This is a genomic window from Candidatus Njordibacter sp. Uisw_002, assembly GCF_047730155.1.
Taxonomy (GTDB): domain Bacteria; phylum Pseudomonadota; class Gammaproteobacteria; order Pseudomonadales; family Balneatricaceae; genus Njordibacter.
Genome location: NZ_CP159832.1, coordinates 2,116,802 through 2,129,994 on the forward strand (window position 1 = coordinate 2,116,802; position 13,193 = coordinate 2,129,994).

Genomic DNA, 13,193 nt, shown 5'->3' on the forward strand with positions numbered 1-13,193 from the left:
AATTCCTTAATCGAGCAACACGCCTTCAAGGGCGTCTAATTGCTGCTGTAACTTAACGATAAATTGGAGCTTACGTACTGCTGTTTCTGCAACTGATAAATCTGATGCTTGATAAGCTTGTGCAAACTCACTTTCTAACTGACTCGCCTGATGCGTGAGCAAAGCTGACATGGAGTCAATTTTCGATTCTGGGTCTTGTGCTAAATGTATATCATCTAAGGACTCTCGCAACTCAATTTGTTGCAGCAAAAAATCCATAGGCATTTGGGTATTGGTGGGGGCTAACGGATCCATACCCTCAAGCTGCAGAAGATATATACCGCGCTTTAGCGGCTCACTCAAGGTTGCATAGGCTTGATTTAAATAAGTAGTGATCTGCACTGCTCTTCTTTGCTTACTGTCAGGCGCAGATACACAACGGTCTGGATGATGCTGATGCTGCAAGCTATGATGCAGCTTTCGTAACGCCACAACATCTACAATAAAGCTACAAGGCAAGCCATAACAAGAGAAGTAATCTTGAGTAATATTCATTGTTCTAAAGCACCAAAGACTGTCTAAACGTTAAAACTTTCACCACAACCACACTCACTTTTAGAGTTGGGGTTGTTGAATTGAAAACCTTCATTAAGACCTTCTTTAGCATAATCCAGCTCAGTACCGTCTAAATACAACAAACTTTTTGGGTCAATCACCACTTTCACGCCTTTGCTGTCAAAAATGGCGTCATCTGCAGAAATTTTGTCGACAAACTCTAGAATGTAAGCCATGCCTGAGCAACCCGTGGTACGGACACCCAAACGCACGCCCTGCCCTTCGCCACGATTCACTAAATAATTAGTGACGTGGTCGGCGGCTGCCTGTGTAATGGTAATCGCCATGATGGCTTCCTCTTATGGAGACTTAATAACGCCCAGGCGTTACTGTTTGCTCTTGTAATCGTGAATTGCAGCTTTAATCGCATCTTCAGCAAGTACAGAACAATGAATTTTTACTGGTGGCAAAGCCAACTCTTCAGAGATATTCGAATTACGAATTTCTCCAGCTTGGTCCAACGTCATGCCCTTCATCCATTCAGTAACTAATGAACTTGACGCTATAGCAGAGCCACATCCATAAGTTTTAAACTTAGCATCTTCAATGACACCTTCGTCATTCACTTTAATCTGCAGGCGCATTACGTCACCACATGCAGGCGCTCCAACCATACCCGTGCCTACGTGTGCATCTTTTTCGTCCATCTTTCCCACGTTACGTGGATTTTCATAATGGTCAAGAACCTGTTCGCTATATGCCATGTGCTTATCCTCTCAATCTATTGTATGTACTAGCAGTGGTAGACCACTGCTATGTTAAATGCGTTAACTGCTACTGATTTAGTGCGCAGCCCACTGCACCGTGTCTAAATCAATACCGTCTTTGAACATATCCCATAAAGGTGACAATGCGCGCAACTTATTGACCGCATTAAGAGATAACTCAATGGCTTGATCAATGTCTTCTTCTGTAGTGAAGCGTCCGATACTAAAACGAATAGAGCTATGAGCCAATTCATCATTCATGCCCAAAGCGCGCAAGACATAAGATGGCTCTAAACTAGCAGAAGTACATGCAGAGCCAGAAGAGACGGCTAGCTCACGTAACGACATGAGCAGAGATTCACCCTCTACGAAGTTAAAGCTTATGTTTGCATTACCAGGCACTCGCTGTGTTGGATGGCCGTTCATGTATACTTCTTCCATGTCCTTAACACCATCCCACAAACGCTGACTTAAACGTTTAATGCGAGCATTGTCTGTCTCCATTTCTTCTTGCGCAATAGCAAATGCAGCACCCATTCCAACAATTTGATGAGTAGCTAGGGTGCCAGAACGCATACCACGTTCGTGGCCGCCACCATGAATCTGAGCTTCTAAGCGAACTCGTGGCTTGCGACTCACATACAAAGCACCAACACCCTTGGGCCCATAGGTTTTATGGGCAGAAAAAGACATTAGGTCAACTTTTGCTGCAGTGAGATCAATTTCTATTTTGCCAGTGCTTTGAGCTGCATCAACATGGAACAATACTTTATTTGCACGAGTGACTTCTGCAATAGCCGCAATATCTGTAATTACGCCAATTTCATTGTTTACATGCATCAATGAAACTAAAATTGTGTCTTCGCGTAAGGCATCTGCAACCTGTTGCGCACTTATCAAACCATCTGTTGTTGGGTCTAAATAAGTGACTTCAAAACCTTCACGCTCAAGCTGACGACAAGTATCTAAGACCGCCTTATGCTCGATTTTTGAAGTAATTATATGCTTACCTTTTTTATGGTAGAAGTGAGCCACGCCCTTAATGGCAAGGTTATTTGATTCTGTAGCACCAGAAGTCCAAACAATTTCTCGAGGATCAGCTTTAATTAAATCAGCAACCTGGCGACGAGCATTTTCTACAGCTTCTTCTGCCTGCCATCCATATATATGAGAACGTGAGGCTGGATTACCAAAGTTACCCTCTTGGGTCAAACAATCACACATCAGCTTAGCAACCCTTGGATCTACCGGTGTCGTTGCTGAGTAGTCCAAAAAAATAGGCAATTTCATGTATATTCTCCGCTGTTAGAAACAGCTGTTAATCAATCGTAAAACAGATGAGTGGCAATCACTCATTTACAAAATTTAGAAATTCGGCAGTATTAGCTTGTTCAGAAAGAAGCCTTGGGCTGGCTTCCATTTGCCCCTGACTCACCAAATCTGCCAGACTAATACCACTTAAAAATAAGTGTATCTGGTTACTCAAGTCGGTCCACAAATGGTGCGTCAAACACTTATTTCCAGCCTGACAATTTTCTGTACCTCTACAGCCGGTGGCATCAACCGCTTCGTTAACCGCATCAATTACTTGTGCCACAAAAATAACGTCAGCGTCTCGGCTAAGACAATAGCCGCCACCCGGACCTCTTACACTTTGCACCAAACCTTTGCGGCGCAACTTAGCGAACAGCTGCTCTAAATACGATAACGAGATGACTTGACGCTCTGATATGTCAGCCAAACTTATAGGCTTATCTGATGCATGAATAGCAAGATCTAACATCGCTGTCACTGCATAACGGCCTTTAGTGGTGAGCTTCATCTGAGAACCTTTGCTTTCTACTTAGTACCATTTTACTAAAACCTGACTAAATTAGTCAAGTATTAACTGAGACCATTAAAAGCTAGCTTTACTAGCTTTCAGAGGCACATGGATCCACCGCAGACTCAAAGTCTGTAACATTCAACTCTGGTAAATTTTCGTCTACAAAACTGGCGTCTAACTCTTTCATTTTAGCCGCCATACAATGTAATTTCCTATCCACTGCGTGCATATGATCCAGTATGGCTGATAAAGATTTAGCCACAGGATCTGGCAAATCCGAGCTCATTCCGTAGGCATCAAATTTATCTGCCATATCTTTACGCAGCTTTTGCTGCGCCTCACTTGGCTGTTCGATAATACGACCAGGAATGCCCACAACAGTGGCGTTGGCTGGCACAGGCTTAGTGACCACCGCATTAGAGCCTACACGAGCATTTTTACCCACCTCAAACGGACCTAATATTTTTGCTCCAGCACCAACTACCACACCATCTTGCAACGTAGGATGACGCTTGCCTTTGTCCCATGTTGTGCCACCTAAAGTGACGCCATGATACAAAGTAACATCATCTCCAATAATTGCAGTTTCACCGATCACTACACCCATGCCATGGTCAATAAAAAAGCGATTGCCTATTTGAGCCCCTGGATGGATTTCAATTCCCGTTAACCATCGCGTAATAGTGGACAAAAATCGCGCAAGCCACTTTAAGCCAAGGTTCCAAAAACTATGAGCGATACGATGCATTAACAAAGCGTGCAAGCCAGGGTAGCAGGTGAGAACTTCTACAAAATTTCGAGCCGCCGGATCACGGTGAAAAACGGAAGCGATATCTTCTTTGAGATGTCTAAACATGAGCTTAATCCTGAATTAGTGTGGCAAAGCTTTATCAATATACAATATATGGCGATTAACGCAGCTTTTTCAACGTGCGCTGTATAGCAGTTAAGATGCCTCGCATAATATTATGTTCAATGCGGTCCATACGGGCTCGCACATACAGGCGCCTCAACCTGGCCATTAGTTGACGCGGACTTTCTGGGTCTAAAAATTCAACCTCTATTAAAGTCTGCGCCATATGCTCAAATAGCTTTTCCATTTGGTCATTAGTGGCCAGCTCTTCATCCCACTGAGTGCCCCAAATAGGCTTAGGTGTATCGCCTTCGTTAGCTGCCAATAGAGCCATGCGTAATTCATAGGTGATCACCTGCACTGCTGCCGCTAAATTTAGTGAGCTAAACTCTTCATGTGAAGGAATATGCACGTGAAAATTACAAAGATGAAGCTCTTCATTTGTAAGGCCCCGATCTTCACGCCCGAACACAAAGGCGACCTGATGCTTGGGCAACTCAGCCAAAGCTTGGGCAGCTGTTTCTCTAGGGTCTAATAAAGGCCATGGGATATTTCGACTGCGAGCACTAGTGCCCACCACTAATGCACACCCTTGGATAGCTTCAGCTAAGGTGTCAACCACTAGTGCATCTTCCAATACATCTTGAGCTCCAGCGGAACGTGCATCCGCTTTACCACTAGGAAAATCTCGTGGCTCCACCAAGACTAAATTATGAATACCCATGTTTTTCATGGCCCGGGCTGCGCCGCCAATATTGCCAGGGTGTGACGTATTTACCAAGACAATGCGGGCGTTGGCCATTAAATTTTGCATGAAAGCTGCTAACCTAAAGAGTGAATGAATTTAGAAGACGCAATAATAGCGATATTCAATAATTTTGTCGTGGTTAGAACGCAAATCTACAGCTGTAACTGGGTTTTTTTCTGACTTTTTTGCTATACTTCGCGCCTTCGACGCATTTGCGTCCCGTTCTTTATAAACTTTAAGGTAATTCTCTCATGCTTCCGCTAATTAATATTGGCCTGCGTGCCGCGCGTATCGCTAGCGAACAACTCATCAGGTCAATGGAACGGCTTGATGTTATTCACGAAGAAGGCCAGGAGCTGGAAGCCCACCTGCTTAAGCAGTTTGAAGGTGCAGAACGCACAATTGCCTACGAAATACATAAAGCTCACCCAGAACAAGGGATTATTGGTGCTGTTGCAGGAGAGATGAATCCGCCTGCTGAACCACCAAGCAAAATTTGGCACATCAGTGCTATCGACGGCCTTGATCAATATGCCCATAGTCTACCTATGTTCACTTTGACCATGGTCTGCTACGAAGAAGGAAAATTGGCTCATTCAATCATCATTTGCCCATCTAGTGGTGAAGAATTTTGTGCCAGCAAAGGACGTGGAGCGCAGCTTAATGGCCGCCGCATACGCGCAAGCAAACGTGCAACCCTTAATGGCGCTCAAATATTTGGCGGCGGTAACAAAAACCGTGAAGATCTAACAGATTTTGATCGTGGCCAAGCAATCTCTCGCAACCTGTTTAGCCAAGGCGCTACCAATTATGCTCAACTGAGTGTCAATATGGCACTTGCTTATACTGCTGCGGGGCGCTTAGATGCCTTATGGCACACCAGTTTAGATGAGACTGCTGACGCAGGTTTATTGTTGATTTTGGAAGCTGGCGCTTTGGCCGCTGACTTTAATGGAGGCTCACCAATGAATAAAGGAGAGCTAGTTTGCGCTAATACTAAATTGCTTAAGCTCATGCTTAAAACGGTGCATAGCGCTTAGTATAACCCTTAATTCAGACCTTAACCCTTACTGCTGCAACAGCTAAGCTGCGCAACAGTAAGAGTTAAATGGTAGCTTAAGGGCGTTCCAGGTCTTCTTCATCCTGCTCAAAACCCTCACCTTCTTCAAACCCTTCCCCTTCGATGACTTCCTCTTTAGGCGGAATAATCAGGTCTTCGTGGCTAATACCAAGCATCAACAATACGTTTGCTGCCACATAAATAGATGAGTAGGTTCCTACCAAAACACCGATAGTTAAGGCTAGCGCAAAGCCGTGTATTAATTCGCCACCAAACACTAGCAATGCCATCAACACCAACAAAGTAGTGATAGAAGTCACTAAGGTTCGACCTAGCGTTTGCGTTAATGACTCGTTAATAACTTCTACAGAAGTGGCCTTGCGCAACTTGCGAAAGTTTTCTCTGATTCTGTCAGACACTACAATCGTGTCATTCAATGAATAACCAATCACCGCTAAAATGGCGGCCAACACAGTCAGGTCAAAATCTAGCTTAAATATTGAGAAGATACCCAATACGATCAGTACGTCATGAATCAAAGCCACCACTGCACCTACAGAAAATTTGATCTGAAAACGCAGGGCCACATAAATCATCACAATGGCCAAAGCTAGCAGCATACCTAAACCACCTTGCTCAGTAAGCTCTTCGCCCACTTGGCCACCAACGTACTCAGAACGCCTAAGCTCAATAGGCGTGCTTGAAGCAGACTGCAAAGCAGCAAGCACCTGCTCACCTACCTTGTCGTTAAAGGTTTGGCTAAGACGCACTAAAACATCTTTTTCAGAGCCAAAATTTTGCACTACTGCGCCATCAAAACCAGCAGTTTCAAGCTGAACACGCACATCTACCAAACTAGGAGGCTGTTCGTAGCCCACTTCAATTAGCGTGCCTCCAGTAAAGTCCAAACCAAACTGAAGTTGATTGACCGCCAATGAAACGATGGCAGATAAAACAAGGACAATAGATAAAGCGCCTGCCATTTTTCTAAGGGCCATAAAGTTAATAATCTTCATGTCGCTCATTTACCTGCTCCCATAAACAAAGGCCATATTTTAATATCCGTGATTTTTTTGCCACCATACACAGCATTAACCATTGCACGACTCACCATAATGGCAGTAAACATCGAGGTCACTATGCCTATAGACAAGGTAACTGCGAAACCTTTAACTGGGCCAGTACCTACGGCATACAAAATAACTGCCACTAACAAGGTGGTAATGTTGGCATCAAAAATAGTGCTGAACGCCCTTTCATAACCAGCATGAATAGCTGACTGTGCAGGCATACCGGCTTTTAACTCTTCTTTAATACGAGAGAAAATGAGCACATTGGCATCTACCGCCATACCTACTGTAAGCACCACACCTGCAATACCAGGCAGTGATAAGGTAAAGCCTAACAAAGACATGACAGCTGCTACTAACAGCAAGTTAAAGGCCAGCGCTACGTTTGCGATCACACCAAAGACGCCATAAAAAGCCATCATGAACAATACAACAAAAGCTAAACCAATTTGGACTGAGGTCAAACCAAGATCTATGTTTTCCTGACCCAAGCTTGGCCCTACGGTACGCTCTTCCACAAAGTACATGGGAGCTGCCAATGAACCAGCGCGCAATAACAAAGCAAGCTCAGAGGCTTCCCCCGCACCATCTAGCCCAGTAATACGAAAGCTATTACCTAATGCTGTTTGGATAGTGGCCAACGAAATAATGCTTTTTTCTACGTAGGAGTGGCGTTTATCTACGAGCTGACCATCCACTTCTACTATTTTAATGCGTGATTTATGCTCTACAAAAACCACAGCCATACGCCTTTTAACCGCGTTTCGTGTGACTCGATTCATTAACTTTCCACCCTGACTATCAAGGTCGATGTTCACCTGAGATGAACCTGTTTCGTCAAAGTTAGACTGAGCGTTAGAAACACTTGTGCCACTAATAATGAGGCCTTTTTCTAAGGTTGCTTTACGCTCAGGGTTAGACCTAAAAGTAAACTCTTCAGTGGAAACACGAGCAGCGCCTGGCTTAGCTTCTAAACGAAACTCAAGATTAGCTGTGGCACCTAGCACACGCTTTGCTGCAGCTGTATCTTGCACACCAGGAAGTTGCACAACAATGCGGTTGCGGCCTTGGCGCTGCACTAAAGGCTCAGCCACACCTAATTCGTTTACACGGTTGCGTAAGGTTGTTAAGTTTTGGTTTACTGCATAATTTTCGATTTCACGAACAGTGGATTCATTAAGGCTAACCAAAAGGTAGTATGAGTCGCCTTCATCTTCGGAGCTCATCAAAAACTCACTGTAATCCGATTTAAGCTGAGAGCGCGCTTGATCTCGCACTTGAGCCTCTACAAACTTTATTCGCAAGCTGCCATCGTCTTCGTGAGACACTGAACGATAACGTAGTTTTTCAGTGCGCAAAGTGCTTTTTATTTCACTAACATACACATCTAAGCGCTGAGCAACTGCCTGCACCATATCCACTTCAAGTAAAAAGTGAACGCCACCACGTAAGTCTAAACCTAGTTTCATAGGCCCTGCACCTACATTGGTTAACCAATCTGGTGTGGTAGGGGCTAGGTTTAATGCAGTAAGGTAGTTATTTCCCAAGGCATCGCTTAATATTGCTTTAGCACGTAATTGAGACTCAGAATCTGCCACGCGTACGAGTACGTTTTTAGCCGTCAGCTCTATTCCCGTGGCACTTAAGCCTGCCTGCTCTAAAGCTTGCGTTGCTTGATCAAGCACCTGCTCATCAATGACTGTGGCACTTCTTGCTCCAGATATTTGTATAGCCAGATCATCTGGATATAAGTTTGGCAGCGCATAAAGACCACCAAGAGCCAAGCCTACAATAATGAGGAGGCTTTTCCATAAGGGATAACGATTTAACACAGGCTTTCCTTGAAAAACGAGTCATAAAAAAAGCCTTACCATAGGTCAAACACAACCAAACACACCAAGGCTTTTACATTACTAAGTTAGATAGACTTAATGGTGCCTTTTGGCAACACAGAAGCCACTGCGGCTTTTTGAAAATGTGAGTCTACGCCATCAGCTAAGGTGATCGTCACAAAGTCGTCACTTACTTTAGCGATCTTACCGATCATACCGCCGTTAGTTACTACTTCATCACCCTTAGACAAACCACCCATTAGGTTTTTGTGGTCTTTGGTACGCTTGGCTTGTGGGCGCCAAATCATGAAATAAAATACAGCAGCAAAAATCACCATCATAATCACAAGAGAACTGGTATCACCACCTGGCGCAGCTGCGCCTTCGGCCATGGCAGGTTCAATAAAAAAACTCATATTAACTCCAATAGTATTAACTAAAAAAAAAATTATTAATTCAAAGCAGGAGTGGCTAAACCACGCTTGCTATAAAAATCATCGACAAAGTCGTCCAATGTACCCGCTTCCAGTGCCGCACGCAATCCTGCCATTAGCCTTTGATAGTAATGTAGATTGTGAATAGTATTTAGCTGAGCACCTAACATTTCACGACACTTGTCTAAATGATATAAATAGGCCCGAGAAAAGTTACTACAGGTATAGCAATCACATTCTTTATCTAGCGGGCTAGTATCTGTTTTGTGCACAGCGTTACGAATTTTAACCACACCGTCGGTAATAAATAGATGTCCATTGCGTGCATTGCGGGTAGGCATAACGCAATCAAACATATCTACACCACGCCTTACACCTTCAACCAAGTCTTCTGGCTTGCCCACACCCATCAAGTAACGAGGCTTATCAGCTGGCAATTTAGGCGCCGTATGGGCAAGCACTCGCAGCATATCATCCTTGGGCTCGCCCACAGATAAACCACCAATAGCAAAACCATCAAAGTCCATGTCAGCAAGCCCCTTCAAAGACTCGTCTCTTAAATGCTCATACATACCACCTTGCACTATGCCAAATAGCGCCGATGGGCTTTGCCCGTGTGCGTCTTTACTCCGCCTAGCCCAGCGCATTGAACGGCGCATTGACGTAGCAGCTTCTTCTTCTGTAGCTGGGTAAGGGGTGCACTCGTCAAAAATCATCACCACATCTGAGCCTAATTCTTGCTGCACTTGCATAGAGGACTCGGGGGTCATATACACCGTATCGCCATTGACTGGAGACTGAAATTTAACACCTTCTTCGTTAATTGCAGCGCCCAAGCTAAATACTTGAAACCCACCTGAATCTGTAAGGATCGGTTTTTGCCACTGAGCAAAATTGTGCAAATCTCCATGTAACTTTATTACTTCAGTACCTGGCCTTAGCATCAGATGAAAGGTATTACCTAGAATAATTTCCGCCCCTGTAGCTTCGATATCTCTAGGCAACATACCTTTTACCGTGCCATAGGTACCCACGGGCATAAAGCATGGCGTTTCCACAGAACCACGAGGAAAGGTCAATCTGCCACGACGCGCTTGACCACTTTGGGACAACCGCTCAAATTTCATAAAACAACTACGACTCATGTCCGCTCCAAAGCAGAAGAATTTGGTGTCACTAACATTGCGTCACCATAACTAAAAAAACGATAGCTTCGCTCAATGGCTTGGGCATAAGCATTCATCACATTGTCCTTACCCGCAAACGCACTCACTAGCATTAGCAAGGTAGATTCAGATAAGTGAAAATTGGTTACCAAGGCGTCAACACTTTTGAAACTATAACCTGGGTAAATGAATATATGTGTCTCACCATTAAAAGGCTTGATCTGGCCATCTACACTGGCACTTTCTAATGATCTAACGCAAGTTGTGCCTACAGCAACCACTCGCCCACCACTTTCGCGTGTGGCTTTCACCGCATCTACAACTGCAGCACTAACTTCCACTAACTCACCATGCATATGGTGGTCTTCAATTCGCTCAACTTTAACTGGCTGAAAAGTACCTGCCCCAACATGCAGCGTAATATAAGCGAAATTAACGCCCTTAGCAGCGATGGCATTTAATAGTGGCTGATCAAAATGCAAGCCTGCAGTGGGTGCTGCTACCGCACCGTGATGCTCACCAAATACAGTTTGATAACGCTCACGATCTGCAGTGTCATCTGGGCGATCTATATAGGGCGGCAATGGCATATGGCCTAAACGCTGCAACACATCCAATGCAGCCTCGCCTTCATCAAGCATAAGTTCAAATAGCTTGTCGTGACGCGCGACCATAGTGGCCCACACCTCACCTTCCAATAACAATCGAGCACCTTCTTTAGGCGACTTACTTGAGCGCACATGGGCTAAAAAGTGACGTTCTCCCAACAACCGTTCCACCAAAACCTCAATCTTACCACCCGATTCTTTAGCACCAAATAAGCGCGCAGGGATCACCTTGGTATTATTTAATACAAGCAAATCACCTGCTTGAAGAAAATCTAGTAAATCCGTAAAACCACCGTGAGTAAGCACGCCCGACTCGCCATTAAGCTGCATCAAACGACTTGCCGTACGATCAGGTGTTGGATAGCGAGCGATGAGCTCGTTAGGAAGGTGGAAATTGAATTCTGAAACTTGCATGGAATCTTAATGGGGACTCTGAAGAGAATCCCAAGGCCTAAGTAATTGGGGCCATCATAATAACAAAATAGATTGTCGCCGCACAGGCGTATTTGGCGCTTATTTTTGCCCTTAAAGAACCCCTTTCGGGTTTATCTTCCATAGAACTCACTCATCGCTTGGTTATTTTGTTAAAACCCAACAAATAGCTGCTCATTCGTTGACGCTAAAGAAGAACTCTGTATAATTCGCTCCTCAATGTGCCAGTGTGGTGAAATTGGTATACACGACGGATTCAAAATCCGTTGCTTCGCGGCGTCCCGGTTCGAGTCCGGGCACTGGTACCACATTGATCTTGGTGCGGTCGGTAACCTATTGATATACATGCAGAAGTTCTATCTGCTAACTATCATGAGAACCACTGCTATGCACCATGAATACTCTTATATCGTACTCCGAAAACACACCTACTATTACTCTCGCAGAGTCCCATTGGACATGCGTGGACAATATAAGTCCAAACGTATTGTAGTCAGCCTTCGCACTCACTCTAAACGAGCAGCCTTAAGAGGTTCGCAACAGGTCAGCATTCAGTTGGAAAACCACTGGAGCGCTATTAGAGTGCAGGAAATAACCAATAGCATTATTAAGCAAACTAAAAAGCCACAGTTATCTGTTGATTTTAATGGTTGTGGCTTCGACTTACTCGATGCGCGAGATAATTACTTAAAGCTCAAAGGTCACGACAAAAGCTCCATATTCCAAAGGATTGCTGAACGAAACATCGAGTATGCAATTGATGTCATCGGAAACAAAGATCTTGGAGAGTACACAACTACTGATGGTGCAAGCTTCAGAGATGCACTACTCGCCAGAAGCCTAACTGTAAGCTCAGTCAAACGTATCTTCTCCTCAGTTCGCTCAATCGTTAACTTAACGCTAAAAGAACATGGGCTTCGAGCTACGAATCCATTTGCTGGCACCTACATGCCTGAAGAAGTTAACGCTAAAAAGCGAACACCTTTCCCTGAGGACTCATTAATAAAGATTCAAAAGCTATGTCGCAGACATGACGATGATCTTCGCTGGCTGGTATCCCTAATCAGCGACACAGGAATGAGGCTTGGAGAGGCATGTGGACTCAAGGTGGCTGATATTGAATTAGATGCTGAAATACCATGCGTACACATTCGCCCAAACGAAACTCGAAGACTCAAGACCACATCAAGTGAAAGAACCATACCTCTTGTTGGCGAAGCTCTGTGGGCAGCTTCACAAGCTGTGAAACACTCAACTAGTGAGTTCCTTTTCCCACGATATACAAAGCTAGGCAAGGCCAACTCTAATTCAGCAAGTGCAGCTCTCAACAAGTGGCTAAGAACACATGCTCCCAAGGGTTGCGTCATACATTCTTTTAGACACTCAATGCGTGACCGCCTAAGGGCCATTGAGTGTGCCAAAGACATTGTAGATCAGATAGGTGGGTGGGCTGCTGGCAGTATTGGCGAAAGCTACGGGGATGGTTATCCTATAGCTGTGCTAAATAAATGGCTTGAGTTGGCAACTTCACAATCCAGATAACCCAGTGGTTCTCATGATAGTTAGCAGGTATAACTTATGCATGTATATTAATAGGTTACCGATCTCACTAAGATCAATGTGGTACCAGTGCCCAGCAAATGATTACATTACTCACTACCACGTACTGGCACCAATCCGCATGAATCTTAAGCTTCTTTGCCGTAACTCATGCGCCTTAGTTCAGTCAACATTACAGAAATGTACAACAGTCTGGCTTACCAGCAAAACACAAGCAGCTTTGCACTAAAAATAGCACTGAAGGATCCCATATAAGGCCTCTAAAAGAGCCTGTGGGGGACACTTTAAATGACTAATGCTACTG

At 44.5% G+C, this 13,193-nt stretch carries 14 protein-coding genes and 1 tRNA gene; 3 read left to right on the forward strand and 12 right to left on the reverse strand.

The annotated features are described in order from the left end of the window. Window positions 1–6: 6 nt before the first annotated feature. The 7 genes from hscB to trmJ form a co-directional block, all read right to left on the reverse strand. Window positions 7–534, reverse strand: a complete 528-nt coding sequence (gene hscB / locus ABXT42_RS10150; RefSeq protein WP_443628025.1) for a Fe-S protein assembly co-chaperone HscB — start codon at window positions 532–534, stop codon at window positions 7–9. A gap of 23 nt (window positions 535–557) precedes the next feature. Beyond that, the gene (gene iscA, locus ABXT42_RS10155; protein WP_443628026.1) at window positions 558–881 is read right to left on the reverse strand and encodes an iron-sulfur cluster assembly protein IscA; all 324 of its coding nucleotides are present in this window, start codon (window positions 879–881) and stop codon (window positions 558–560) included. A gap of 39 nt (window positions 882–920) precedes the next feature. Then, window positions 921–1,298, reverse strand: a complete 378-nt coding sequence (iscU, locus tag ABXT42_RS10160) for a Fe-S cluster assembly scaffold IscU (RefSeq protein WP_443628027.1) — start codon at window positions 1,296–1,298, stop codon at window positions 921–923. Window positions 1,299–1,376: 78 nt separating this feature from the next. Continuing rightward, window positions 1,377–2,591, reverse strand: coding sequence for an IscS subfamily cysteine desulfurase (locus tag ABXT42_RS10165; protein ID WP_443628028.1), 1,215 nt, complete (start codon window positions 2,589–2,591; stop codon window positions 1,377–1,379). Between the two features lie 58 nt (window positions 2,592–2,649). Further along, complete coding sequence (gene iscR, locus ABXT42_RS10170; RefSeq protein WP_443628029.1) at window positions 2,650–3,123, reverse strand: Fe-S cluster assembly transcriptional regulator IscR; 474 nt, start codon at window positions 3,121–3,123, stop codon at window positions 2,650–2,652. A gap of 91 nt (window positions 3,124–3,214) precedes the next feature. Then, entirely contained in the window at window positions 3,215–3,982 is a 768-nt protein-coding gene (cysE, locus tag ABXT42_RS10175; protein WP_443628030.1) for a serine O-acetyltransferase, read from the reverse strand. A gap of 55 nt (window positions 3,983–4,037) precedes the next feature. Further along, window positions 4,038–4,793, reverse strand: a complete 756-nt coding sequence (gene trmJ / locus ABXT42_RS10180) for a tRNA (cytosine(32)/uridine(32)-2'-O)-methyltransferase TrmJ (protein ID WP_443628031.1) — start codon at window positions 4,791–4,793, stop codon at window positions 4,038–4,040. Window positions 4,794–4,978: 185 nt separating this feature from the next. On the opposite strand from trmJ, the gene ABXT42_RS10185 reads away from it, so the two are divergent. After that, the gene (locus tag ABXT42_RS10185) at window positions 4,979–5,767 is read left to right on the forward strand and encodes an inositol monophosphatase family protein (protein ID WP_443628032.1); all 789 of its coding nucleotides are present in this window, start codon (window positions 4,979–4,981) and stop codon (window positions 5,765–5,767) included. Window positions 5,768–5,843: 76 nt separating this feature from the next. Here ABXT42_RS10185 and secF read toward each other — a convergent pair whose 3' ends face one another. The 5 genes from secF to queA form a co-directional block, all read right to left on the reverse strand. Then, on the reverse strand, window positions 5,844–6,812 hold the full coding sequence (gene secF, locus ABXT42_RS10190) for a protein translocase subunit SecF (protein WP_443628033.1): 969 nt from the start codon (window positions 6,810–6,812) through the stop codon (window positions 5,844–5,846). Continuing rightward, window positions 6,809–8,689, reverse strand: a complete 1,881-nt coding sequence (secD, locus tag ABXT42_RS10195) for a protein translocase subunit SecD (RefSeq protein WP_443628034.1) — start codon at window positions 8,687–8,689, stop codon at window positions 6,809–6,811. The genes secF and secD overlap by 4 nt, the downstream gene beginning before the upstream one ends. A gap of 86 nt (window positions 8,690–8,775) precedes the next feature. Next, entirely contained in the window at window positions 8,776–9,105 is a 330-nt protein-coding gene (gene yajC / locus ABXT42_RS10200; RefSeq protein WP_443628035.1) for a preprotein translocase subunit YajC, read from the reverse strand. Between the two features lie 35 nt (window positions 9,106–9,140). Continuing rightward, window positions 9,141–10,250, reverse strand: a complete 1,110-nt coding sequence (tgt, locus tag ABXT42_RS10205; protein WP_443629478.1) for a tRNA guanosine(34) transglycosylase Tgt — start codon at window positions 10,248–10,250, stop codon at window positions 9,141–9,143. 14 nt (window positions 10,251–10,264) lie between these two features. Then, window positions 10,265–11,311, reverse strand: a complete 1,047-nt coding sequence (queA, locus tag ABXT42_RS10210) for a tRNA preQ1(34) S-adenosylmethionine ribosyltransferase-isomerase QueA (protein WP_443628036.1) — start codon at window positions 11,309–11,311, stop codon at window positions 10,265–10,267. A 241-nt stretch (window positions 11,312–11,552) separates the two neighbouring features. On the opposite strand from queA, the gene ABXT42_RS10215 reads away from it, so the two are divergent. Further along, window positions 11,553–11,637 (forward strand) — tRNA-Leu (locus ABXT42_RS10215). A gap of 151 nt (window positions 11,638–11,788) precedes the next feature. After that, the gene (locus ABXT42_RS10220) at window positions 11,789–12,871 is read left to right on the forward strand and encodes a site-specific integrase (RefSeq protein WP_443628037.1); all 1,083 of its coding nucleotides are present in this window, start codon (window positions 11,789–11,791) and stop codon (window positions 12,869–12,871) included. Window positions 12,872–13,193 lie beyond the last annotated feature (322 nt).

Coding starts and splice junctions, on each gene's coding strand:
- hscB (WP_443628025.1), bottom strand. CDS start 534: ATGAATATTACTCAAGATTACTTCTCTTGTTATGGCTTGCCTTGTAGC.
- iscA (WP_443628026.1), bottom strand. CDS start 881: ATGGCGATTACCATTACACAGGCAGCCGCCGACCACGTCACTAATTAT.
- iscU (WP_443628027.1), bottom strand. CDS start 1,298: ATGGCATATAGCGAACAGGTTCTTGACCATTATGAAAATCCACGTAAC.
- ABXT42_RS10165 (WP_443628028.1), bottom strand. CDS start 2,591: ATGAAATTGCCTATTTTTTTGGACTACTCAGCAACGACACCGGTAGAT.
- iscR (WP_443628029.1), bottom strand. CDS start 3,123: ATGAAGCTCACCACTAAAGGCCGTTATGCAGTGACAGCGATGTTAGAT.
- cysE (WP_443628030.1), bottom strand. CDS start 3,982: ATGTTTAGACATCTCAAAGAAGATATCGCTTCCGTTTTTCACCGTGAT.
- trmJ (WP_443628031.1), bottom strand. CDS start 4,793: ATGCAAAATTTAATGGCCAACGCCCGCATTGTCTTGGTAAATACGTCA.
- ABXT42_RS10185 (WP_443628032.1), top strand. CDS start 4,979: ATGCTTCCGCTAATTAATATTGGCCTGCGTGCCGCGCGTATCGCTAGC.
- secF (WP_443628033.1), bottom strand. CDS start 6,812: ATGAGCGACATGAAGATTATTAACTTTATGGCCCTTAGAAAAATGGCA.
- yajC (WP_443628035.1), bottom strand. CDS start 9,105: ATGAGTTTTTTTATTGAACCTGCCATGGCCGAAGGCGCAGCTGCGCCA.
- tgt (WP_443629478.1), bottom strand. CDS start 10,250: ATGAAATTTGAGCGGTTGTCCCAAAGTGGTCAAGCGCGTCGTGGCAGA.
- queA (WP_443628036.1), bottom strand. CDS start 11,311: ATGCAAGTTTCAGAATTCAATTTCCACCTTCCTAACGAGCTCATCGCT.
- ABXT42_RS10220 (WP_443628037.1), top strand. CDS start 11,789: ATGCGTGGACAATATAAGTCCAAACGTATTGTAGTCAGCCTTCGCACT.